This window comes from Bradyrhizobium sp. McL0615 (genome assembly GCF_049993905.1).
Classification (GTDB): Bacteria; Pseudomonadota; Alphaproteobacteria; order Rhizobiales; family Xanthobacteraceae; genus Bradyrhizobium.
In genome coordinates this window covers 4632143-4654762 of the sequence record NZ_CP188254.1, presented here as the reverse complement: position 1 = coordinate 4654762, position 22620 = coordinate 4632143, and the positions used below count along the sequence as shown (strand labels likewise).

Annotated in this window: 21 protein-coding genes; 11 read left to right on the top strand and 10 right to left on the bottom strand. The window is 62.3% G+C overall.

Annotation, left to right across the window (positions count from 1 at the left end; genetic code table 11):
- A complete protein-coding gene (gene leuC, locus ACPPVP_RS21985; protein ID WP_426524340.1) occupies nt 1–1410 on the bottom strand; it encodes a 3-isopropylmalate dehydratase large subunit in 1410 nt (469 codons plus the stop codon).
- Nucleotides 1411–1740: 330 nt separating this feature from the next.
- On the opposite strand from leuC, the gene ACPPVP_RS21980 reads away from it, so the two are divergent.
- The 6 genes from ACPPVP_RS21980 to ACPPVP_RS21955 all read left to right on the top strand — a co-directional run bounded on the left by ACPPVP_RS21980 (nt 1741) and on the right by ACPPVP_RS21955 (nt 7561).
- Nucleotides 1741–3060, top strand: a complete 1320-nt coding sequence (locus tag ACPPVP_RS21980; protein WP_426524338.1) for an MFS transporter — start codon at nt 1741–1743, stop codon at nt 3058–3060.
- Between the two features lie 30 nt (nt 3061–3090).
- The gene (gene uraD / locus ACPPVP_RS21975; protein ID WP_426524336.1) at nt 3091–3618 is read left to right on the top strand and encodes a 2-oxo-4-hydroxy-4-carboxy-5-ureidoimidazoline decarboxylase; all 528 of its coding nucleotides are present in this window, start codon (nt 3091–3093) and stop codon (nt 3616–3618) included.
- A 30-nt stretch (nt 3619–3648) separates the two neighbouring features.
- On the top strand, nt 3649–4155 hold the full coding sequence (locus ACPPVP_RS21970) for a hydroxyisourate hydrolase (protein WP_426524334.1): 507 nt from the start codon (nt 3649–3651) through the stop codon (nt 4153–4155).
- Nucleotides 4156–4193: 38 nt separating this feature from the next.
- Entirely contained in the window at nt 4194–4529 is a 336-nt protein-coding gene (gene uraH / locus ACPPVP_RS21965) for a hydroxyisourate hydrolase (RefSeq protein ID WP_426524332.1), read from the top strand.
- Between the two features lie 17 nt (nt 4530–4546).
- Entirely contained in the window at nt 4547–5029 is a 483-nt protein-coding gene (locus ACPPVP_RS21960; protein ID WP_426524330.1) for a nucleoside deaminase, read from the top strand.
- A gap of 855 nt (nt 5030–5884) precedes the next feature.
- Nucleotides 5885–7561 carry a sulfatase-like hydrolase/transferase gene (locus tag ACPPVP_RS21955; protein WP_426524328.1) on the top strand — a complete coding sequence of 559 codons (1677 nt, stop codon included), beginning with the start codon at nt 5885–5887 and terminating at the stop codon, nt 7559–7561.
- Between the two features lie 154 nt (nt 7562–7715).
- On the opposite strand, the gene ACPPVP_RS21950 is transcribed toward ACPPVP_RS21955, so the two are convergent.
- Nucleotides 7716–8054 (bottom strand): hypothetical protein, encoded by a 339-nt coding sequence (locus tag ACPPVP_RS21950; RefSeq protein ID WP_426524326.1) that lies wholly within the window; start codon nt 8052–8054, stop codon nt 7716–7718.
- A 588-nt stretch (nt 8055–8642) separates the two neighbouring features.
- Between ACPPVP_RS21950 and ACPPVP_RS21945 the strand changes: the two genes are divergently transcribed.
- Together ACPPVP_RS21945 and ACPPVP_RS21940 are read left to right on the top strand one after the other, a co-directional pair.
- Nucleotides 8643–9905, top strand: coding sequence for an acyltransferase family protein (locus ACPPVP_RS21945; protein ID WP_426524324.1), 1263 nt, complete (start codon nt 8643–8645; stop codon nt 9903–9905).
- A 222-nt stretch (nt 9906–10127) separates the two neighbouring features.
- The gene (locus tag ACPPVP_RS21940) at nt 10128–10577 is read left to right on the top strand and encodes a c-type cytochrome (RefSeq protein ID WP_426524322.1); all 450 of its coding nucleotides are present in this window, start codon (nt 10128–10130) and stop codon (nt 10575–10577) included.
- A 35-nt stretch (nt 10578–10612) separates the two neighbouring features.
- On the opposite strand, the gene ACPPVP_RS21935 is transcribed toward ACPPVP_RS21940, so the two are convergent.
- Both ACPPVP_RS21935 and ACPPVP_RS21930 read right to left on the bottom strand, forming a co-directional pair.
- The gene (locus ACPPVP_RS21935) at nt 10613–11902 is read right to left on the bottom strand and encodes an O-antigen ligase family protein (protein WP_426524320.1); all 1290 of its coding nucleotides are present in this window, start codon (nt 11900–11902) and stop codon (nt 10613–10615) included.
- Nucleotides 11903–12332: 430 nt separating this feature from the next.
- The gene (locus ACPPVP_RS21930; RefSeq protein ID WP_426524318.1) at nt 12333–13796 is read right to left on the bottom strand and encodes a caspase family protein; all 1464 of its coding nucleotides are present in this window, start codon (nt 13794–13796) and stop codon (nt 12333–12335) included.
- Between the two features lie 509 nt (nt 13797–14305).
- Here ACPPVP_RS21930 and ACPPVP_RS21925 point away from each other — a divergent pair.
- From ACPPVP_RS21925 to ACPPVP_RS21915, 3 genes are all read left to right on the top strand, one after another.
- Nucleotides 14306–14851, top strand: a complete 546-nt coding sequence (locus ACPPVP_RS21925) for a helix-turn-helix transcriptional regulator (RefSeq protein ID WP_426524316.1) — start codon at nt 14306–14308, stop codon at nt 14849–14851.
- A 250-nt stretch (nt 14852–15101) separates the two neighbouring features.
- Entirely contained in the window at nt 15102–16643 is a 1542-nt protein-coding gene (locus ACPPVP_RS21920; protein ID WP_426524314.1) for a DEAD/DEAH box helicase, read from the top strand.
- Nucleotides 16644–16774: 131 nt separating this feature from the next.
- On the top strand, nt 16775–17842 hold the full coding sequence (locus ACPPVP_RS21915) for a GGDEF domain-containing protein (protein WP_426524312.1): 1068 nt from the start codon (nt 16775–16777) through the stop codon (nt 17840–17842).
- A gap of 7 nt (nt 17843–17849) precedes the next feature.
- On the opposite strand, the gene ACPPVP_RS21910 is transcribed toward ACPPVP_RS21915, so the two are convergent.
- The 6 genes from ACPPVP_RS21910 to sufC form a co-directional block, all read right to left on the bottom strand.
- Nucleotides 17850–18299, bottom strand: a complete 450-nt coding sequence (locus ACPPVP_RS21910) for a TfoX/Sxy family protein (protein WP_426524310.1) — start codon at nt 18297–18299, stop codon at nt 17850–17852.
- 140 nt (nt 18300–18439) lie between these two features.
- Nucleotides 18440–18844 (bottom strand): HesB/IscA family protein, encoded by a 405-nt coding sequence (locus ACPPVP_RS21905; RefSeq protein WP_426524308.1) that lies wholly within the window; start codon nt 18842–18844, stop codon nt 18440–18442.
- Between the two features lie 60 nt (nt 18845–18904).
- Entirely contained in the window at nt 18905–19276 is a 372-nt protein-coding gene (locus ACPPVP_RS21900; protein WP_025589839.1) for an SUF system Fe-S cluster assembly protein, read from the bottom strand.
- Nucleotides 19273–20520, bottom strand: coding sequence for a cysteine desulfurase (locus ACPPVP_RS21895; protein ID WP_426524306.1), 1248 nt, complete (start codon nt 20518–20520; stop codon nt 19273–19275). The genes ACPPVP_RS21900 and ACPPVP_RS21895 overlap by 4 nt, the downstream gene beginning before the upstream one ends.
- The gene (gene sufD, locus ACPPVP_RS21890) at nt 20517–21842 is read right to left on the bottom strand and encodes a Fe-S cluster assembly protein SufD (RefSeq protein WP_426524304.1); all 1326 of its coding nucleotides are present in this window, start codon (nt 21840–21842) and stop codon (nt 20517–20519) included. The genes ACPPVP_RS21895 and sufD overlap by 4 nt, the downstream gene beginning before the upstream one ends.
- Before the next feature lie 11 nt (nt 21843–21853).
- The gene (gene sufC, locus ACPPVP_RS21885; RefSeq protein WP_426524302.1) at nt 21854–22606 is read right to left on the bottom strand and encodes a Fe-S cluster assembly ATPase SufC; all 753 of its coding nucleotides are present in this window, start codon (nt 22604–22606) and stop codon (nt 21854–21856) included.
- Nucleotides 22607–22620 lie beyond the last annotated feature (14 nt).

Sequence of the window (22620 nt, the reverse complement as noted above, 5' to 3'; positions counted from 1 at the left end):
TCAGCGCCCGATCGTTCGCACGTCGGCGATGGCGCCGGCGATGGCGGCGGCCGCCGCACTGGCCGGGCTTGCCAGGTGAGTCCGCGCCCGCGGGCCCTGGCGGCCGACAAAATTGCGGTTGGAGGTGGAGACCGAGCGCTGGCCGGGCGCAACGACTTCACCGTTGGCGGCAAGGCACATCGAGCATCCCGGCTCGCGCCATTCGAAGCCGGCATCGATAAAGATCTTGTCGAGCCCTTCGGCGACCGCATCGCGCTTGACGGTCTCCGAGCCCGGCACCACCCAGGCGCGAACGCCCGATGCGACCTTGCGGCCGCGCGCAATCTCGGCGGCGGCCCTGAGATCGCTGAGCCGGCTGTTGGTGCATGAACCGATGAAGACCCAATCGACCGGTGTGCCGGCGATCGGTGCGCCCGCCACCAGTCCCATATAGTCGAGCGCCGTCTCGATCGCGGCACGACGCGCGGGGTCAGCGACCTCGCCCGGATCAGGCACGCGACCATCGACACCCACGACGTGTTCCGGACTGATGCCCCAGGTCACCTGCGGAATAATCTTTTCGACATCGATGACGACTTCGCGGTCGAACACCGCATCGGGATCACTCGGCAGTTTTCGCCACGCCGCAACCGCCTGCTCCCACATCGCACCCTGCGGCGCATAGGGCCGTCCGCGCAGATATTCATACGTCTTCTCGTCCGGCGCGATCAGGCCCATCTTGGCGCCGAGTTCGATCGACAGATTGCAGATGGTGAGCCGGCCCTCGACCGGCAGATCGCGAATGGCGCTGCCGGCATACTCGACCGCGTAGCCAGTGCCGGCCGCGGCGCCGACATGACCGATCAGGGCAAGGATGAGATCCTTGGCCGTGACACCAGCCGGCAGCCGGCCCTCGAACCGCACCCGCATGGTTTTCGGCCGGCGCTGGATCAGCGCCTGCGTCGCCAGCACATGCGTCAACTCGCTGGAGCCGATGCCGAACGCCAGCGCCCCCAACCCGCCATGGGTGCAGGTATGGCTGTCGCCGCACACGATCAGGCAGCCCGGAAGGCTGAGTCCAAGCTCAGGACCGATCACATGGACGATGCCCTGCCCGGGTTCATCGACATCGAACATCCGGATGCCGGTCGCCGAGGTCTCGGTCCGCAAGCCCGCCAGCAATTCCAGCCCGACCTTGCTGGTGCCGGCTCGTCCGCGCGCCGTCGAGATCGCATGATCCGGCGTTGCGAAGGTCAGCTCTGGATTGTGTACCGGCAGGTTGCGACTTTTGAGATCGAGCAAGCCACGCGAGCCGCCCAGGTCATGCAACAAATGACGGTCGACGTGAAGCAGATCGGTATCGTCGCTGATGCGACAGATGACGTGCTGGTCCCAGATTTTGGCCAGCAAGGTTCGGCCAGGCGTTTGCACTGCCGTATCCTCCCGTTTTTTCTTTTTCTATGGCAGGTAGATGCACCGCCACGGGCCGCTTTGCACGGGCCTGTCAGTCGGGCCTTCAACCCGAACAGGCTACCGTCATCAAAACATATCGGCGCGCCTGGGCCAACGTCTCATTTGGTGGGCCAGACCCCACGCCCGCGCGGAACGCTGTAGCTTCAAGCCGCCAGCACAAATCCATTCCGTGCATCTTTATGCCGACCTTGTTGCGGCATTTTCGGGAAAGTTGGCGGCACGGAATTTGCTTTGTTCATGACTCGGATTATGCTGGCTTCGCACCGGCGCGCGGCAAAGGAGACACATATGACTCCTCGGGCAACGACTGAACTGGACGGGGTATATCGCAGGATATTTCAGCGCCTCGTCCCCTTCCTGATGCTGCTGTGGGTGCTGGCATGGATCGATCGTGTCAACATCGGCTTCATCAAGCTGACCATGCTCGACGATTTGAAATGGAGCGAGGCCGTCTACGGCTTCGGCGCCGGCATCTTCTTTCTCGGCTATTTCTTCTTCGAGGTGCCCAGCAACCTGCTGCTGCAGAAGATCGGCGCCCGAAAGACCATCATGCGCATCACGATCGGCTGGGGCCTGACGTCGATCGCGACGATGTTCGTGCAGACGCCGGTCATGTTTTACGCACTGCGATTCCTCCTCGGCGTATTCGAAGCCGGCTTCTATCCCGGCATCATTCTGTATCTGACCTACTGGTTCCCCAACGACCGGCGCGCGACCGCCTTCGGCATGTTCATGTCGGCCTCGGCTTTCGCCGGCGTGATCGGCGGCCCGCTGGCCGGCAACATCATGACCGGCCTGAACGGCGTCAACGGATGGACGGGTTGGCAATGGGTGCTGCTGCTCGAAGGTATTCCCTCCGTCATCGCCGGCATCGTCACGTATTTCTACCTGACCGACAGGCCGGAAGAAGCCAAATGGCTGACAGCCCGCGAGCGCGAGCTGGTGCACGAGGACATGGAGCGTGACCGGCAGTCGCTCGGCGACCGCGAACACGGTTTTCTCACCGCGCTCAAGAACGGCAGGATCTGGCTGCTGATCCTGATTTTCTTCTGCATCATCGCGGCCAACTCGTCGCTGACGTTCTACGGCCCGACGCTGGTGAAGGAAGTCGGCTTCACGAGCCCCGTCACCGTGGGCTGGATCATGGCCGTCGCCTATCTCTGCGGCGCGGCCGGCATGATCTGGAACGGATATCATTCCGACCTGCATCAGGAGTCGCGTTACCATTGCGCGTTGGCCGCCGCACTTGGCGCTGGATCGCTCCTCGTGATCGCCATCTTCCTGAACCAGAGCGCGATGGTCGTACTGCTGGCGCTGACGCTGGCGATCGTCGGCACCATGAGCGCCATCCCGGTGTTCTGGCAGATGCCGAACCGCTTCCTCACTGGCACGGCAGCGGCCGGCGGCGTGGCGCTGATCAACTCGATCGCCAACCTCGCCGGTTTCGGCGCGCCCTGGATGCTCGGGCTCATCAAGACCGCGACCGGCAGTCTCGCGCCGGGCCTCTACGTCGTCGCGGCCGTTGAACTCTGCGCGACTCTCTTGATCCTCGCCCTCGTGCCGGCGTTCCGCAAGCAGCAGATCGGCGGCGCAGCGCTGGCGCACTGACCTGCCCGCCAACCGGGAGACATCCGACCCGTGTCAGCCGCCCCGCCTCCATTCGAGCTGACCACGCTCAATGCGATGGACCGCGACGCCTTTGTCGCGGTGCTCGGGCCGGCCTTCGAGAACGCGCCATGGGTCGCTGCGGGTGCATGGTCCGAACGTCCGTTTGCCAGCGTGGCAGCGCTGCATGCCGCCATGCTGGGCGTGGTCCGCCGGGCGCCCGAGGAACAACAGCTCGCTTTCCTGTGTGGTCATCCGGAATTGGCCGGCCGCGAGGCGCAGACCGGCACGATGACGGCCGAGTCCACCGGCGAGCAGGGTAGCGCCGGTCTCAACGCGCTGACCGGCGCGGAGCGCAATGAACTTCAGGGCTTGAACCGTACCTACCGTGAGCGTCACGGCTTCCCGTTCATCATCGCCGTACGCGCCAACACCAAGCAGCAGATCTTCGAGGCGATCCGCGCACGCACATCGCAAACCACCGAGATGGAGCGCCGCGCCGCACTCGAGCAGATCGGATTGATTACAAGGGGGCGCATCGACGCTCTGGTGGACGGATGAACGTGTTGGACAAACCTTCGGGAGGAACAGATGGCGGATGACGACTTGTTGCAGCCTGCACGCAGGCAGTTCGCGCTGTCAGGACTGGCGCTGGGCGCCACAGCGCTTTTGCCCGCGGGCGCGGCCGCGCAAACACCGGCGGCACCGGCCCAGGGGAGCGGACCGATCGTGCTGCATGGCGTCAGCCCGCGGCTGACGGTGCATGCGCTCGACACCTTCCACGGCGCAGCCGCCGCCGGCCTTCGCATCGACTTCTCCCGATTGGAAGGCACGAGTTACAAGCTTATCCGCACCGTCACTGCCAACGCCAACGGCCGCTCGGACGAGCCGCTGCTGATCGGCGAATCCTATCAAGCCGGCGATTACGAGCTGCTCCTGCACGTGGACGAATATTTTTCTCGCACGGAAGCCAAGCTGCCCACGCCGCCATTCCTGTCGAAGGTGCCGGTGCGCATCCGCGTGGTCAACATTGCCGAGCGCATCCACCTTCCGATCCAGTTCGGACCATGGAGCTACACCTATTCGCGTGGCAGCTAGCCGCCTTCCGTCTTCCCGAATGAACAAGGAGTTGCTTCATGACCGGCATCACGACGCACGTCCTCGACATTACCACTGGACGTCCGCTTTCCGGCCTTCAGATCGAACTCTACGACGTTGCAACCGACCCGCCGACCCTGCTCAACGAGACACGCACCAATCCGGACGGGCGGACCGACACGCCCATTCTGCCAGCGGCGTCCGCGCGCACCGGGCAGTTTGAACTGCGCTTCCATGTCGGCGATCACTTCAAGGCGACCGACGGGCTGTCCGACGTGGTTCCGGTACGCTTTGCCATCTTTGACCCTGCCCAGCATTATCACGTACCGATGCTGTGCTCGCCGTGGTTTTTCTCTACCTATCGCGGCAGTTGAAACAACAGGAGGCTGGAATGGACCAGGACCCCAAAGCGGAAGCGCATCTCATCGAAGCGATCCGGCTGGCGATGGAGAACGTCCGTCGGCGCACCAATGCCCCCTTCGGCGCCGTGATCACCCGGCAAGGCGAAATCGTCGCCCGCGCCGTCAATCAGGTTGACGATTTGTGCGACCCCACCGCCCACGCCGAAATGCAGGCCGTGCGCGCCGCCGCAAAGGCGCTCGACAGCACCGACCTCTCCGGTTGCACCGTCTATGCCAGCGGATACCCCTGCCCGATGTGTCTGACGGCGATGTACCTGTCAGGCGTATCGAGCGTCTACTACGCCTATTCCAACGAGGATGGCGCCCCCTATGGGCTTTCCGCGGAACGTGGCTATGTCGAGCTCGCACGCCCGCCGAACCAGCGCGAAATGAAACTGCAGGGGCTTCGCGCTCGCGACGACGGTGAAGACCTCTACGAAGCCTGGAAAAAGGTCGCGCCGGGCTCTCCATGATGTCCGCGGCCATGCGCGAGAGCGGCGCGCTCCTGAAGCGCAAAGCGGCGTTAACCTGTTCACCTGATGCCGTCCGGGTTCCAGAATTAACCTGCGCGACGGACATCAAGCTTAACATGCGAGTTTCGTTGCGGCCGATCCAAACAAGTCTAGCGTGGCCTGCAGTCGCGCAGATTGGCCCCCAGTTAGCCTGCGTACTGCGCGATCAGGGGCCGCTTCGTACCCTAGAGGCGGCCCCGCCCCCCCAAGACAAAGGCGACGCGGGTCGTTACGCTGCATGGCCTGATGCCGGGACGTTTCCGTTCCTCGCAAGATTCCGTCGCCGCCAAACTGCCGACCAGCCAGGAACGTTCCCATAACCAAGAAGCCCGCCAGGTTGAGTTGGCGGGCTTCCTACGCGGTTACTAAATCCCGCGGGGCCTTGGGGGCAATCCGCGATTGCCCCCAAGATACAGCGCAACCGTTTACGAAATGCCTAACGGCGAGCGGCGCGTTCAAGAGCCTGAGTCAGGCTGCTCCCCAAGGCTGGCGGCGCCGTCTTCAATGAACCTTTGGGAACTTTCGGCGACATACTCACTGCTTGGGTACCGATCTTGCCGTTTGTCTGCGGAGGAAGCTTTTTGGCGATGGTTCGGAAATCCTGGTCCTTCAAGGACGATCGTCGCTTACTGGAATTAGCCAAATCCAAAAGGACGCTGGAGCAGATAGCAAAGGCGATGGATCGATCGCCGGAACGCATCCGGAAACGAGCCATGCGCCTAGGCGTCTCGATCAAATCGCAAGCTGCCGGCAGGTGACGCGGGTTGAATTCCGCTCACCTCCGGCTACCCTGCTCCCATGATCCTGACCCTGATATTGCTGGCGGCGATCGGTGTCATTGTGCTGGCGGAACGCAGCGCCGAGCACCTGCCATTCGCGATCGCGACGCTGTTCCTTAGCGCGGCCGCAATCTCGTTTCTCGTTGGCGATTTCGACAGGGCGATGCTGCTGGCCGGCGTGCTGGCCGCAGCCATCACCGCCGCATCGACGATCAAGCATGACCACAGCGCGCTCAAGCTGACTGTCACCGACGTGCCGCTGATGTTTGCGGGCACCGTTCCGTTTTTTGTATCGCAGTATCCGCGCGCCGTATTAGCCGTTCTGACCGGCACTGCCGCATTCATCCTGGTTGTCATCGCGACCCTGACCCACGGAGCCGGTCCGTCCGTTCCCTTGGACGTCAGAGTTTTCTTGTTCAGCGTTACGCTTGTTTGCGTTGCAATGGCCTTCCGCCTGAGCGGCGGCGGCATTGCCTTCCAGCGGATCACGGCCCAGCGGCGGTGCTTCTATTCGACCTTCATGGCTTCGCTGATTGATCCACATTCCTGGCGGCAAGCCGGCGGATTGGCGCTGAGCGATATTGCAAATGACCCGTTGCCGCTGATGGCGGCCGTCCCGGCGCGCACCATCGACTACCCCGACATTATCGTCATCCAGCATGAATCGATCTTCGATCCCCGCATCTTGGGACTTCCGATCGAGCCGACGGTCGAAGCGTTTCTGTCTCCAGGGAATGGCCTCCATGGAATCCTCAACGTCGACATTTTCGGCGGAGGTTCGTGGCAATCCGAATTCAGCCTGTTGACCGGTCTTTCCAGTGCAAGCTTCGGTTCAAAGGCCTATTACCTTTTCAAGCAGGGCGCAGGCCGGTTTCACAACAGCCTTCCCCACGCGTTGGCTGCGCTTGGGTACAGGACCATGCTGGCGTCGAGCTGCCGTCGCAGTTTTCTCAGCTACGATGAATTTTACCGTTCGATTGGCATTGGCGAACGCATCTTCGCGGACGACTTCCCTCCCCCGTTCGACGTCCGCCAGTTCGAGACGACGAATTCCGATGCCATCTTTCTGGAAGCGGCGTTCGCGGCCCACACGAAGGCCATCGCAGCCGACCCGGCGCCCCGCTTTCTATATGCACTGACCAACTTCAATCACGGCCCCCATACCCGAAGCTTGGCAGCCCCCGGACAGTTCGAGAGGGAACGCGCCTTTGCCGTATCAAGCCTCCCCGATGCTCAATATGCCGAATATTACGCTAGGCTTGCCGAGACCGCCTCGACCTGGAAAAGGCTCAAGCGTGAACTGACGACGAATTTTCCAAAACGTCCGATGCTCATCGTGCACTACGGGGACCATCAGCCGGTATTGGCGAAGCGGATCGATCGGCAACTCAAGCTCCCCGCCGATCCGCGGCGCGCGTTCCGCACATTTTATGCGATAGAGTCGCTAAACACTGGCCCCGATCGTCTGGCTCCAGGACCAGGGGCGGACCTCGACATTGCTTTCCTTGGCACCATTGCGCTGCAGCAAGCCGGGCTGCCGCTCGATCCGATATTTGCCACCCGCGCCAGCCTGCTTGAGCATTGCCGGGACACTTACTTTGCATCGCCTTCCGAACGGAAGCGCCGATTCCATCGCACGCTGGTGGATCTGGGCATGATCGACATCGGGCCGAGCCTCCAGCGCGGCCGCTACGTCCCCACGCCGACGAAGTGATCGAGTGAGCCCGCTATGTCGCCGTCGGCACTTTTTGGAAGTGACCTGTGAGGCTGACGAATTCGGCTCATTGGCGCAGAGCGGACATCGCGATTGAGCACGCCGAGGTCCGTTGATGGCCCATCAGCGACATTGGACCAGCACCTGTACGACGTCAGGGAGCTTTCATCGACAGTCCGACAAGGGCCAGCACCAGGAAGGACATTAAGATGGCGACGTTTAGGGTAAGCCCGAATAGCGGATAGAGTTTTCTCGACGAGCTATCTTTGGCGCCAAAAAAGCCCAACGCGATTCCAATCAGGTTGACGCACAGCATTCCGTTGGAAAGCACCGACAGGGCGGTACTCATGGGCGTTGGTGGTTCGGTGCCGCTCTTTACCATCCCGACCAGCAGCAAGTTGAAAATGATGGAGGTTACCCCGATTATGGATGAGGCAATCCCTTGCAACTTATGGATAGGGATGACGGCTTGATTTTCCGTGGTGATAGTCACTTTTCCTCGTCAGTCTCAGTCGATCGTCGATCCGATCGTGTGTTTGGCGGCCAGTCGGTGACAGGCAACAGTGGGTCTATTGTCCTCCTGGCAGGAAATCAGTGATGGTCATCACAAACGATGTGATCAATTAGGCTGGCTGCGCATGCAATCGTCGGAATGGGCAGCCGGTTTACCTGGGGTATTGCGTGGGCGGACGCTGGCCTTGAAGAGCTTCACGACCTGACCGGGCGCCCAGGCGTGGACGTCCGAAAAAGCGCCTTCGCGGATCTCCTCTCCCAGGAATCCCCGCATCGCCCTTCCTCCGCGGGGAGCAAACACCGGCGGCGGGCAAAAAAGAATCCCCTCCCGTCGCGGCCGCCGCGCACAATGATCGCTTTGCGCCTGCAGAAACCTTCGCCAGGTCCGCTCAGTGGCGCAGTCCGAGACATACATTCACGCCGCCGATGGCTGCATCAATCCCACAAGCTTGGCTTGTCGCCGCGCCTCCAGAGGCCTCGCCAAGCTGCTGTGTGACCTTCGTCAAAGAGCGGGTTGAACGGATCCAATAATTGCAACGGGATTGCTCCATGAACCTGGTGAATTCCCGTGAAAAACTATTTCTCATTGCTGGATCCGCTGCGCTTCGGGGCCGCTCTCTTCGTCGCGGTTTTTCACCTGATGTTCTACTCCTGGGCTGGGGCTTCAATCGGCGCCCCTCAGGGCTTTGAGCAGCTATTCGCCGCCGACGTTCAATTTCCGAACGCCGCGCCTTACACGTGGTTCGGCTGGGTGGGCGTTGAAATATTCTTTGTCATTTCCGGTTTTGTGATCGCGAACTCCGCGAGCAAGTCTTCCCCAAAGGAGTTTCTGTTCGGGCGTGCACTGCGGCTTTATCCGGCGGTCTGGATTGCCTCCACGTTGAGCTTGCTCATTCTGCTCATCTTTCTGCGTGACAAGGCATCCGAGCTCATTCTTCCCTACTTTCAGGCAATGCTGCTCATTCCCAAGGGGATCAACGGTAAGTGGCTTGACGCGGTCTATTGGACGCTGGCGGCGGAAATGGCCTTCTATGGGCTGGTGTTTTGCACGCTGCTCACGAAGAAAGTCACGCTGCGGCATCTGGCCTGGGGTCTCACCATCTATAGCGCCGCGTTCAACGCCTTCTCCATGGTGGTGCTGTCGGGTGCGTTCGAATCCAACATGCTCTATTGGATGGTCCTGATGTTCCGCGTGCCGGGCGCAACATGGATGTTGAACCATGGCTGCTTCTTCGCGCTCGGGATTTGGCTGTTCATGTCGGCGAATAGAACACTGACGACTCTCGAATGGGTCGCCGTGGCCGTGGCTTGCCTATCCGGATGTGCCGAGATCTACTATTTCTCCGATTTCCTTCTGAAAGCCATACCCGCCATTTCGGATGAACCGGTCTTCTTGCCGATCCTCGTTTGGGCTGCGGCGGTGCTGCTCATTGGCTTCGCCGCGAAGAAAAGCCGGCAGGCTACCGGCACCGCTTCGCCTGAAGCGCCGGCTTATCTGAGGACGCTCGGGCTGATCACCTACCCGCTCTATCTGACCCACAACGTCACCGGCACGGCGATGATCCGTGTCCTGACCGATGCCGGCGTCGATGCCTCCCTGGCGGTATGGGCGAGTATAACCATGCTGGTCCTGGTCAGTTGGTTCATCTGCGCGAAGGTCGAGCCCGCTATTCGACGGCTGCTGAGGGAATTGTTTTCAAACTCCAGCCTGCGCCCGAAAACAGCGCCGTCATCGGGCCTTCCAGCTCCGCTTCCCGAGCTTCGCCTTCCGCTGCCCAAAGAGCTGCTTCCCGCGAGTCCGCTTCGCAACGCGGTCCACCCCCTGAGTTGATAGATGGAAATCGTGGTGGCCAGCGGAAGCCCGAGAACCAGAATAGCCGCGTTCTTCCGGTCTTCGCACCGCAAGTATTGGGAATGAAGATGCAAGGACCGGAACTGGTCGGCCGATAGTGACGCGATTGCCCCAAAGCGGCTGCTGCATTGACCTGCGTCAAACTCAACCAAGCAAAAGCCCGCTATAAGATCTATCTGAAGCCGTCGGCGGGGGCACGATATGATCGCCAGTAGCCTGAAGTGGTTGATGATAGCCGGCCTTTCCGCCGGAATTGCAGGTGCAGCTCAGGCTCAAGACCTCGACATCGGCAAGTTGGAATTTCAGTCTTCGTGCGCGACTTGTCATGGCGCGGATGGAAAAGGCAACGGACCTCTCCGCGAGCAGCTCAAGGTGCCGCCTTCCGATCTGACGATGTTGGCCAGGAACAACAACGGGGTCTTTCCCCACAACGCCGTTTACGAAACCATCGATGGATCGAAAACAGTTCCCGCTCACGGCACGCGCGAAATGCCAATCTGGGGGGAACGGTTCAACCCCATTATCAACCTGCCTCACTATGTTGATCCGTCCTACTGGAAGATGGCCGGGCCGGAGCAAAGCCCGGAAGTCGTCGTGCGAAAACGCATCCTCGCCGTTGTCGACTATCTCGGTCGTATTCAACAAAAGTAGCGAGAGACGGGCCGGGACCAGCCGCGTCGCCAAGATCAGGCTCGTTTATTCCAAGCCTGCATAGTGCCGGATAGACGCTGCGCGCGAGCGGCCATTCCGCCCGCGACACCGACGCCCAGGACGTATACCCAGCCTTCGTGGAAATCGAACAGGTGGGAATTGAGCAGCGAACTGATGAAGTTCTGCACCACGACCACCAGGCCGATCCATGATGCAAAAGAGGATCCGCGAAACAGCTGCAGATGAAAGTACCACATCGCATAGAGGACGAGGCAGCCGAGCATGCCCCACTGGATCGCGACGTAAAGCGTCTGGTTATGCGGGTTGCGAATGATGTTGGCCCATTCGCCGCTCTTGCCTTCGGCTTCGCGGCTGAAGAGCTGCAGGGTCGATCCGGTGCCGTGGCCGAAAACCGGCGCTTCGGAAATCGACTTGATGGAAACGCGCCAATACGCCAGTCGCAGGCCGTTCGAGGTCGCGGCACTGGTGTCGCGATCGACCTTGTAGTCCTCCACCGTGCGCCCGACCCGGTCACGCAGATAGGGCGATGAGAGCAGGACAGCGAATTCGACGGCTGCCGCAAGCAGCAGGAAGTAAGTCGCGCGTCGCCGACTCAGATATTTGACGGCAAACACGATCAGCAAAATCGGGAAGTAGGCGAATGCCGTGCGCGAGGTCGCGACGAACCGCATGTCGAGATAGAAGCCCAGCATGACGGCCGCGAAAGCGAGGGTCCACGCGCGATGGCCGTTGGTCGCCAACGACAAGATCAGCGGCGCCATGACGAACAGGCACAGCGCGAATTCATGGCTTTGGTCGATGTAGTTTCTGACGGGCACGCCAGCGATCCCGCCCGGCTGCACCTTCCAGTCCGCGAAGTACGTTACCCATGACAATCCCATGAGGAGGACACAGGCGGCCAGGAACGCGAACAGCACCCAATGCCCGCGCTCGGAGCGTTCGTAGTGATAGAGCAGCAACGGTACGGCCAGCAGCTTCGACACTGGCACGAAGCCTTGAATTCCGACCGGCCAGGAATCGTCTGTCCAGAGCAGGCCTGCCGCCGCCAACGCCAGCAAGGCCAGCGGCAGGTAGCTCGCCGGCGCGCGCAGCGCCTCGAAAAATTCCTCCCAGCGAATCGTGGGAAGGACCACGAGCAGCCACAACACCATGAAAACGGAAACCGCCGTCGTGGACCATGGCAGCGAAGCGGCAGCCAGCGCCGGGTAAAGATCGACACTGAGAAGCCAGAGCCGGGATTGCGGCCACGTGCCGATCTGCGCGGGGATTCCCAGCCGTACGGCGGGTGCGGTCAGCTCTGACATCGCACGCCTGCACTGACATCATCTGCGGGGAAGCACTGCAGCGATACCGGCGAACGCAGCCTTACGGCGATCGGCCCGGATCTGGAGAGGACGTTTGAGATACGCACTTACATACACCTTGCTCGACGAACTCATATCCGGCGGCGCGGCCTCGCTTCCCGGCGCAGCCCACCCCTTGAAACCCTCCCAGTATCGCTGTGCGCAAACGGCGTTTTGGTGAACAAACTCAGGCTGATTTGGGTCATCCTGCCTGCCGCGCGAAATTATTCCGTCGAGCAGCCGGCATTGCTGCGCCCTCTCATTGGATGATCAGGATCATACAACCTTGGCGGAATACGCCGCGGTGAGATGAGTGGAGCGCAGCGATACCCATCAATGCCGTCGTGTGGGCGATGGGTATCGCTTCCGCTACACCCATCCTGCGGAAACACTACCGCCGGAAACTCTTGATCTCCGACACGCTGCCATCGCGATACGTCAATTCGACCGAGACCGACCGGGTCTGCGGGGCGAGCTTCAAATAGGGCGTCGCGTCGTGCGGAATGACACTGGGATCCCGGGGATCGCACGGCGGCATTTTCAGAACCTTGTCGGGTACCGTCGAGTCGATGCCGACGCGCACTTCGCGGATCGCGCAGCGATACGACATCAGATGCGTGTAGTAGACCAGCAGGCCGTTGAATTCGCGGAACGCCAGCCAGCTCGTTGCGGTCATGTCGAGGATCTTGCGCTGGTCGCGGATCAGGGCGGCTTCCGGATCGAAGCGGATCGGGAACGGGCCCTGCAGTTCGCCGTTGCTGTCGACATAGCGCACCTGGATCACGGCCGCAGGTGCATCCGCCGGCAGCTCTACCGACGGGTTGGGCATCCGCTTGCGGGTCCGCGGGTCGAGCGTATCCGTGAAGCCGGTCTCGCGGAAATCGCCGGCCTCCCCGAGCCGCCAGGAAATGCCGAGCGTCGGATCGGCGATCGAGAACACCACGGTCCAGCCGCCATTGTGGCGCGAGAACATCGCGATCGGCGCGTTGACGGAATCGTTCTGCGGCTTGAGCTGCTGCACCGGCGGCAGGGCCGCCAGCTTCTGCAGCGGCTCGGCGGGCTTCGCCGCCGCTTCGGGCTGCGCCTTGCTCGCCATGCCGTTCAGAAATACGTCGTCGACCATCTGGTCGAAATAGACCGGGATCTGCTTGTGGCGGACGGTCTCCGCCATTTCGCTGACCAGACGCCGCGTGCGCTGCGCAACCTGAACGAGGTTCGCGCCGGGCTCCGTCAGTTGCTTCGCGAAGGTGCGGGTGAACACCGAATTGGGATTGGCATCATCGTTGGAGAGCCGGTCGAGCGCGGTCTGCCGCGGCCCCGCCGAGAAGATCGAGAACACGCCTTCCGGCAACTGCGTCATCGGTGCTAGCCCGCCGCCACCGGCAACGGCGCGCGTGCCGGCGCGCTCGAACGGATTGTTGCGGCAGGCATCGAACACCAGAATGGCAGTGCGGACCTTGCGGTTCTGCAGCCGCTCGATGATGCGGTCGGCGAGAACCGAGGCGTCGCGCACCAGTTCTTCCTGGCCTTCAGTCGCCGCCGGAACGTCGGTCGGCAGCAGAAAATTCTGGCCGGCGATTTCAAAGCCGTGGCCGGCATAGAAGAAGAACGCAGTGTCGCCGGCCTCGACCGACCTGTCGAAGGCAAGCAGCGTCTGGCTGAACGCCTGCCGGTTCTGGTTTTCCGCCACCATCACCGTGAAGCCGAGCTGCTTCAGCGTATCGCCCATGGTGCGGGCGTCGTTGACCGCCTTCTGCAGCTTGGGCACGTTCCGGTAGTCGTTGTTGCCGACCACGAGCGCAACGCGCTTTTCCGCGTGCGCGGGCACGGCGGATACCGCGAAGGCGGCAGCCATTCCGGCCGCCGCCAAAAATCTTGAAATCCAACGCCTCATCAAGGTTCCCCCGGCACGACCAATCCCGGCTGCTGCGGCCATTTCATGACGTAGTCGGCCTCCCCACCGCAGCGGTTCAATCACTCGGCTCCCGTCATCGCACCGCATCGGTCAGGTGCTCCGGGCCACGATCTCCGTACCACGGATCGGCATCCGCCGGAAAAGGCTGGAAACGCCCTTTCTGGCGCCCGATCACACCTAATTTCAGAAAAACTTCAGAACTTCCGCTCCCCGTTTCAGGACAGGCCGAGGTTCATCTGGGAAAAGCGAGTTCTCCAACGTCACGCGCACTTGCGCAGGCAAAGGTGTCCTCCGCCATGCATGGTGAGCACGAACTCGATTGCGATACGAGATCGGCGCCTGGCGGCTCGCCTCCTGTCGCGGACGGTTTTGGCCTACGGATCCACAAGACGCCGGCGCCCGGTTTGGTCTGCCACGACGTCGGTCGGGAGACATCAGGCGATCGTGGATTGGCACCCCTTGTGGAAGCCAGCTTCGCCGACTTCAAGGAGGCGATGGCGGATGGTGACACGACGCGATCCGTGCCACTGGTCAAGGCGCTGGCCGAGCTGGCGCTGATCGAGCGCGGCATGATCGCGGCAGGAAGCCGACGCGGACAACGGGCATTGCGCGTGGCCCGCCTGTCGCTGGCACGCCGGCTGATTGCGCGCCATTTGTCGCAAGCGAGCCTCTCGGCCGCGATGGTCGCCGGCCTGCTTGGGATTTCGGTCCGCCACATGCACATGCTGTTCGAGGGCACAGGCCACAGCTTTTCCCGGACCGTGATCGCGCAGCGCATCCGCCTGAGCGGACAGTTGCTCCGTGAGGCGCCGAGACGGCCAGTCTCGGAAGTCGCCCGCGCCTGCAGCTTCGAGAGTCTGGCGACGTTCTATCGGGTCTTTCATATCGCTGTCGGGATGACCCCCGGCGAATTCAGGGCGCAAGGCGCTCCTTCCGGGCCTGCCAGCGCCCCTTTATCCGGCCAGCCAGCATCGGTTCATTTGACGGGCAAATGACGGGTTCTGCGCTTATTTGTGCGAAAACATTAAGGCTTTTCGGCCTTTTGGCCCGCTCCCAGATTGACTTTGGCCATTTCGACCCTATGTTCGCCCTCAACGCGGCCTTGGATCGAAACGCGATTCTCTAGGTTAGCCGCTCGTCTGCGTAAGTCAGAGCCCCCAGCTTTTCAAAAGCGCGCCGTTTCGGGGCAAAACGCGACAGCCTTTTTACCCTCGATTCCGAACGGCGGTGTCGACTAGAGGCTCAATGTCTTTTTCCCATCTCGGCCTTTCCGATAAGGTTCTCGCCGCTGTTGCGGCTTCAGGTTACACGACCCCTACCCCCATCCAGGAACAGGCGATCCCCCACGTTCTCGCACGGCGAGACGTTCTCGGCATCGCCCAGACCGGCACCGGCAAGACCGCTGCCTTCGTCCTGCCCATGCTCACCATGCTGGAAAAGGGCCGCGCCCGGGCCCGAATGCCCCGCACCCTGATCCTCGAACCGACCCGCGAACTCGCGGCACAGGTGAAAGAGAATTTCGACAAATACGGCGTCGGCCAGAAACTCAACGTAGCCCTCCTGATCGGCGGCGTCTCGTTCGGCGACCAGGACACCAAACTGACGCGCGGCGTCGACGTCCTGATCGCGACCCCCGGCCGTCTGCTCGACCACACCGAACGCGGCGGTCTCTTGCTCACCGGCGTCGAACTGCTGGTCATCGACGAAGCCGATCGCATGCTGGACATGGGCTTCATCCCCGACATCGAGCGCGTCTGCAAGCTGGTCCCGTTCACGCGGCAGACACTGTTCTTCACCGCGACGATGCCGCCGGAAATCAGCCGCATCAGCCAGGACTTCCTGCACAATCCCGAGCGCATCGAGGTCTCCAAGCCCGCCACGACCGCGGTGGGCGTATCGCAGTTCCAGGTTCGCGGCGGACGCGAGCCGCACGAGAAGCGCGAACTGCTTCGCCGCCTGTTGCGCGACGCCAAGGATCTCAACAACGCGATCATCTTCTGCAATCGCAAGCGCGAAGTTGCCGTTGTTTACAAGTCGCTGCAGAAGCACGGCTTCAGCGTCGGTGCACTGCATGGCGACATGGACCAGTCGGCGCGCACCGCAGCTCTGGATCAATTCCGCAAGGGCGAGATTCCGTTGCTGGTCGCCTCCGACGTCGCCGCCCGCGGCCTCGACATTCCCGCCGTCAGCCACGTCTTCAATTTCGATGTGCCGCACCATGCCGACGACTACGTGCATCGCATCGGCCGCACTGGCCGCGCCGGACGCGCCGGCACCGCGATTTCGATCGTCACCTCGCTCGACAACAAATCGATCGCCGCGATCGAACGGCTGATCGGGCAAAACATTCCCCCCGCGGAAGGCGATTATGCCGTGGCCGCCGATTCGTCCGGCGAGAGCGACCAGCCGCGCGAACATCGCTCACGCGAGGGTTCCCGGGATGGTTCGCGCGGCGGCCGCAAGCCGCGGCGTGAACGCGAGCCACGTGCTGCCAGGGGTAGCGATGGCAGCGAACGCGAACCGCGCGCCGCCAAAGGTGCGGATAAGGGTACTGACAAGCGCAGCGAACGCGAACCGCGGCATGCCAAGGGCAACGGCCGCAGTGCCGGCCCGCAGCCGCAGGCAGCGGCCCCAGCCTTCACACCGCCCGCCCCTGCACAGCCTTCGCGCGTGCCCTCGATCGGTCGTCCGGAACCACGGCGCGCCCAGCGCGATGCTGAATCGGAGCCCGCCGATCACTCGCATCTTCCGGCGTTCCTGTTGCGGCCGGTTCGCGCCCGCGTCTGAACGAATCCGCCACGCGCCGTGCGGCCGGAACCGTTTACCGGCCGTTCATTCTCCTCCCTTAACCTGCCGTCGATAATTTAATCATTGCGGCACGGCAACGAGCGGCGCTGCTCGATATTGGGGACGGATCAGTGGTCAAGCTGCTGGACGAACACGAACGCACATTGGCGTTTGCCGAAGTGGCGTTGGGCCAGATCAAATCCCTCCGGCAAACCGCCGTCCCGCGCAATTACGAAATCTGGTACGTCTACGCGACCGGGTACAATGCAGCCCTCAACAAGATCATCAACGAGACCCTGGCTCGCAACGGCAGGCTGAGCGAGTCCGATCTCGAACAGATCTACGAAACCTATCTCTCCCACATCAAGGCCTCCGACCGCATCGACAAGGTCGGTGCGCGTGTGATCGGCGAAATCGACGACGTGATGACCCTGATCATCGACGCGCTCGGCATGTCGCAGAGCTATGACGCCAAGCTGACCGGTGCGAACGAGAAGCTCAGGAACGCAACGAGCCGCGAACAGATCAAGGCGGTCGTCGACGGCCTGATGAAATCGACCCACGAAATGCAAGAGACCAACAAGGCGCTGGAGAATCGCCTGACGCTGTCGAAGACCGAGATCAGCAATCTTCAGCACAGCCTCGAAGCGATCCGCGCCGAGAGCCTGACCGATCCGCTGACCGGATTGGGCAACCGTAAATATTTCGACCGCTCGTTCGACATGGCGGTTCGGGCGGCGCTGGCAAGCGGCGAGCCGCTGTCGCTCCTGATGTTCGACATCGATCATTTCAAATCGTTCAACGATTCCTACGGCCATCTCACCGGCGATCAGGTGCTGCGGCTGGTGGCGATGTCGCTGAAGCAGACCATCAAGGGCCAGGACATCACCGCCCGCTATGGCGGCGAGGAATTTGCGGTGGTGCTGCCCAACACGGGGCTGCGTCAGGCGCTGACGGTCGCCGACCACATCCGCCGCGCCGTGATGGCGAAGGAGTTGAAGAAGAAATCCACCGGCGAAATTCTCGGCCGCGTCACCATCTCCGTCGGCGTCTCCATGCTTAAACCGGACGATGATACGGATTCATTGATCGAGCGCGCCGACGCCTGTCTCTACGCCGCCAAGCGCAACGGCCGCAACCGCGTGATCTGCGAAGTCGACCCCGAATACGCCGCCGAAAGCCGCAGCCAGGTCGCCTGAGCGCCAATTACCGGCGCGGCGCTTTCCTCGCCTTCGTTGCCCGCCGCTTCGCCGCCGGCTTGCGGACAGCAGCCGGCTTGCTCACAGCCTTGCTCGAAACCTTCGGCTTCACCGCCTTGCGTGCCTTCGGCCGTTTGCGAAGCGCCGCACGTTGCGCCGCGGCCAGCGCCGCCCGCGCCCAATCCGCCAGTTCCTCGGAATCGTCAAACAGCCGCGCCGGCAACTGCCAGTACGAGTTCACAGTGACCGTCTTGGTCCGCGTCTGATATTGGAATGGTTGCGATCCCTCGGCTTCGAATTGCGGAATCGTTTGTTCATCGGCACGAAGATAAAGCCCAGCGCGCAGCGCGAGTGCGAAGTTGGTGCCGTCGGCAGAGATGCCGTAGCCGGAAAACATCTTGCGGATCGTGACCGGACCGAAATCGGCGAACAGGTCGATCAGGAAATCGCGGTCCATGTGGCCTCAGCCCCGACGTCATCCCCTCTTGGTGAGGAGCCGCTTGCGGCGTCTCTAACCATGAGGCCCCTATCTCGCCTCCGGCCCTCCTTCGAGACGCGCGCGGTGCGCGCTCCTCAGGATGAGGTCGGTGGGTGAACCTAAACCTTCGCGGCCGTCAGTTGCACGGACTCGCCGCAGCCGCAGGCGGAGACCTGGTTCGGATTGTTGAAGATGAACTGGGCCTGCATCTTGTCGGCCTTGTAGTCCATCTCGGTGCCGAGCAGGAACAACACCGCCTTGGGATCGACCAGGATCTTTACGCCCCGGTCCTCGACCACTTCGTCAGTCGGACGAACCTCATGGGCGTATTCCACCGTGTACGACTGCCCGGCGCAGCCGCCGTTCTTGATGCCGACGCGCAAGCCCACGATCTCGGAATCGGCGCGCTTGGTCAGCTCCGTAATCCGCTGTGCGGCCGCCTCGGTCAGTTTCATGACCTGCGGGCGAGGCCGCGGCTTCGGCTTGGCGGCTGGCGCGGGTGAAGCGGGTGTCATATCAGTCATGTGATCATTTCCAGCGGCAATTCAATGCCAGTCATTAAAGCCGTTAAGCCCTCACGCAACTCACCACATATTCAGAACGAGGCGCGCCTCGTCGGACATGCGATCCGGTGTCCAGGCCGGGTCCCAAACCAGGTTCACATTGACGACGCCGACGCCGGGAACGCTCGCGACCGCGTTCTCCACCATGGTCGGCAGTTCGCCGGCCGCCGGACAGTTCGGCGTGGTCAGCGTCATCGTCACGTCGACGCCGCGGTCGTCCTTGAGGTCGACCTTGTAGATCAGGCCGAGCTCGTAAATGTCAGCGGGGATTTCCGGATCGAACACCGTCTTTAGCGCGGCGACGATTTCGGTCCCGAGCCGCTCGGTCTCCTCCGGCGGCAGCGCCGACTGGGTTTCCATGTTGGCGGTTTTGACTTCGGCCGTATCACTCATGAGAACAATTCCCGCGCCTTGATCAGCGCCTGTGCCAGATGGTCGACTTCTTCCCGGGTATTATACATTCCAAACGACGCGCGGCAGGTGGCTGTGACATTGAACCGCTCTAAAAGCGGCATCACGCAATGGGTGCCGGCGCGCACCGCAATTCCTTGCCGGTCGATCACGGTCGCGACGTCATGGGCATGGGCGCCCTTCATCTCGAAGGAAATCACCGGTCCCTTGCCGCGCGCGGTGCCGATCAGGCGCAGCGAGTTGATTTCGCGCAGCCGATCCTGGGCGTAGGTCAGAAGATCGTGCTCGTGGGCGGCGATTCGCTCCTTGCCGATCGAATTGACGTAGTCGATCGCAGCGCCCAGCCCGATCGATTCCACGATCGCGGGCGTGCCCGCCTCGAACTTGTGCGGCGGGTCGCCATAGGTGACCCAGTCGCGGGCGACTTCGCGGATCATCTCGCCGCCACCGTTAAACGGACGCATCGCGACCAGATGCTCATGCTTGGCATAGAGCACACCAATGCCGGTCGGGCCGTACAGCTTGTGACCGGTGAAGACGTAGAAATCGGCGTCGATGTCCTGGACGTCGATCGCCAGATGCACAGCGGCCTGGCTGCCGTCGATCAATACCGGAATGCCGCGTGCGTGCGCCAGCTTCACGACGTCCTTGACCGGAACGATGGTGCCGAGCGCGTTCGACATCTGCGTGATCGCGACGATCTTGGTGCGGTCGGTCAGCAGCTTCTCGAACTCGTCGATCAGGAAATTACCTTCGTCATCGACCGGCGCCCATTTGATCACGGCGCCGTGGCGCTCGCGCAAAAAGTGCCAGGGTACGATGTTCGAGTGATGCTCCATGATGGAGATCACGATCTCGTCGCCGGCCTTGATGTTGGGCTCGCCCCAGGACGACGCCACGAGGTTGATCGCCTCGGTGGCGTTGCGGGTGAAGACGATCTCTTCGGTGCGCGCGGCGTTGAGGAACTTTGCCACCTTGGCGCGGCCGCCCTCGTACGCCTCGGTCGCGGCATTGGCGAGGTAATGCAGGCCGCGATGCACGTTGGCGTATTCGCTTTTGTAGGCTTCCGTCATGCGGTCGAGCACGGCGGTCGGCTTCTGCGCGGAAGCGGCGTTGTCGAGATAGACCAGCGGCTTGCCATAAACCTTCATCGCCAGCGCGGGGAAATCCTCCCGCACGCGGGCGACGTCATATGCACCGTTGGAAACCGCCGGATGCATTGTCATCCCCTTGCCTCCAGCCAGCGCTGCGCGGCTGTGATCGCAAGTTCGCGCAGGTCATCGTTGACGATCGATTCAATCGCTTCGCCCACAAAAGCCTGGATCAGCAGCGCCTGGGCCTCCTTTTCGGACAGGCCGCGGGCGCGCAGGTAAAACAGCAGGCTCTCATCGAGCGCGCCGGTGGTGGCGCCATGGCCGCAGGTAACGTCGTCAGCGAAGATTTCCAGCTCCGGCTTGTTGTCGGCCTCGGCCTCGTCGGACAGCAACAGCGCCCGCGTCATCATCTTGGCATCGGTCTTCTGCGCGTGGGGACGCACGATGATGCGGCCCTGGAACACCGAATGGGCGCGGTCGTCGGCGACGGCACGGAACACCTCACGGCTGGCGCAATGCGCCACGGCGTGGTCCATGAACAGCGTGGTGTCGGCGTGCTGGCGGCCATTGAGCAGATTGACGCCGTTGGTCTCGACCCGGGAGCCCTCGCCGGCGAAGGTGATGGTCGCCTGGTAGCGGCTGACGGCAGCGCCCGAGGTCATGCCGAAGGTGTTGAGGTGCGCATGCGCACCCAACGTGAACACGGCGGAGGAGATATTGACGGCCTCACGGCTGTCCTCGACCAGGCGGACATGGTCGAGCCGCGAATTGTCACCGATCGCGATAACCAGCGAGTCGTGGACCTGATAGGTCTTCGCCCCATCGGCTGCGATGTAGCTTTCCACCAGCGTCGCGCCGGCGTCCTTGCCGAGCCGCAGCAGCGAGCGGGTGAACATCGCCGCGGGAGTGGTACCCGTCGCAACATGAATGATTTGCAGCGGTTGCGTCAGCACGACGCCATTGGCGATCTGGATCACCACGCCGTCGGTCATCATCGCAGTGTTGAGCGCGACCATCGGATTGGCGTTGTCGAGCGTCAACAATTGGCCCTGCAAAGTGGCTTCGCCGGATTCCAGAACGCCGCGCAAGGTTCCGACGGCAACGCCCTTCTCCAGCCCGTCCAGCTCGGAAAGTTTTGGCACGAACACGCCGTCAACCAGCACCAGCCTGCGCAGGCCCTTGATCGACTGCAGTTTCACGGCCGTTGCAGCTCGCTTCAGCGCCGCCGCATCCGGCGCAGGCGCAAGCGGCAGCACTTCGCGCATCAGCGCGCGCAGATCGGTATATTTCCAGTCCTCGAGCCGGCGGTGCGGCAAGCCTACGCGGTCATAGGCCTCGAAGGCGGCGCTTCGCGCCTCGGCGACCCTGCCGGTGCCCGGCAGCCGGTCGCGCGCAACGGCAAAGCTGTCGCTCAGCGCGCGTCCCGTCTCGTTCTTAGCCAAAGCCAAATTCATCACGATCCCTGTCAGGCTGCGTCTTCGAACTGGGCGTAGCCGGAAGCTTCCAGTTCCAGCGCCAGATCCTTGCCGCCGCTTTTGACGACCCGGCCCTTCGACATCACGTGCACGAAATCAGGCACGATATAATTGAGGAGCCGCTGGTAGTGTGTGATCACCACCATGGCGCGGTCCGGCGAACGCAGCGCGTTGACGCCGTCGGCCGCGACGCGCAGCGCGTCGATGTCGAGGCCGGAATCCATTTCATCGAGAATGCAGACGGCAGGCTCGAACAGCGCCATCTGCAAGATCTCGTTGCGCTTCTTCTCGCCGCCGGAAAACCCGACATTGACGCCGCGCTTGAGCATGTCCTGCGGGATGTTCAGTGACTTTGCTACCGCGCGGACCTTTTTCAGAAAGTCCGGCGTTGAATATTCGCTCTCGCCGCGAGCCTTGCGCTGGGCGTTGAGCGCGGTGCGCAGGAACGTCATGGTCGCGACGCCGGGGATTTCGACCGGGTACTGGAACGCCAGGAACACGCCCTTGGCGGCGCGCGCGTCCGGCGCCATCTCCAGCAGGTCCTCGCCCTTGAACAGGATTTCGCCGCCGGTCACTTCATAGCCCGGCTTGCCGGCGATGACATGGGACAGCGTAGATTTGCCGGAGCCGTTCGGCCCCATGATCGCATGCACCTCGCCCGGGTTCACCGTCAGCGTCAGCCCGTGGAGAATCTCACGCTCCTCGACGCGAACCTTCAGATCTTTGACTTCGAGTAGTGACATCAGAATTACCTTTC

What these genes read in the sequence shown, in the direction of transcription:
- ACPPVP_RS21910 (WP_426524310.1), bottom strand. Translation starts at nt 18,299, where the DNA reads ATGGACCGCGATTTCCTGATCGACCTGTTCGCCGATTTCGGTCCGGTC.
- ACPPVP_RS21970 (WP_426524334.1), top strand. Translation starts at nt 3,649, where the DNA reads ATGGCGGATGACGACTTGTTGCAGCCTGCACGCAGGCAGTTCGCGCTG.
- sufC (WP_426524302.1), bottom strand. Translation starts at nt 22,606, where the DNA reads ATGTCACTACTCGAAGTCAAAGATCTGAAGGTTCGCGTCGAGGAGCGT.
- ACPPVP_RS21930 (WP_426524318.1), bottom strand. Translation starts at nt 13,796, where the DNA reads ATGGCTGCCGCCTTCGCGGTATCCGCCGTGCCCGCGCACGCGGAAAAG.
- uraH (WP_426524332.1), top strand. Translation starts at nt 4,194, where the DNA reads ATGACCGGCATCACGACGCACGTCCTCGACATTACCACTGGACGTCCG.
- ACPPVP_RS21980 (WP_426524338.1), top strand. Translation starts at nt 1,741, where the DNA reads ATGACTCCTCGGGCAACGACTGAACTGGACGGGGTATATCGCAGGATA.
- sufD (WP_426524304.1), bottom strand. Translation starts at nt 21,842, where the DNA reads ATGAATTTGGCTTTGGCTAAGAACGAGACGGGACGCGCGCTGAGCGAC.
- ACPPVP_RS21960 (WP_426524330.1), top strand. Translation starts at nt 4,547, where the DNA reads ATGGACCAGGACCCCAAAGCGGAAGCGCATCTCATCGAAGCGATCCGG.
- ACPPVP_RS21895 (WP_426524306.1), bottom strand. Translation starts at nt 20,520, where the DNA reads ATGACAATGCATCCGGCGGTTTCCAACGGTGCATATGACGTCGCCCGC.
- ACPPVP_RS21920 (WP_426524314.1), top strand. Translation starts at nt 15,102, where the DNA reads ATGTCTTTTTCCCATCTCGGCCTTTCCGATAAGGTTCTCGCCGCTGTT.
- ACPPVP_RS21935 (WP_426524320.1), bottom strand. Translation starts at nt 11,902, where the DNA reads ATGTCAGAGCTGACCGCACCCGCCGTACGGCTGGGAATCCCCGCGCAG.
- ACPPVP_RS21900 (WP_025589839.1), bottom strand. Translation starts at nt 19,276, where the DNA reads ATGAGTGATACGGCCGAAGTCAAAACCGCCAACATGGAAACCCAGTCG.
- ACPPVP_RS21905 (WP_426524308.1), bottom strand. Translation starts at nt 18,844, where the DNA reads ATGACTGATATGACACCCGCTTCACCCGCGCCAGCCGCCAAGCCGAAG.
- ACPPVP_RS21940 (WP_426524322.1), top strand. Translation starts at nt 10,128, where the DNA reads ATGATCGCCAGTAGCCTGAAGTGGTTGATGATAGCCGGCCTTTCCGCC.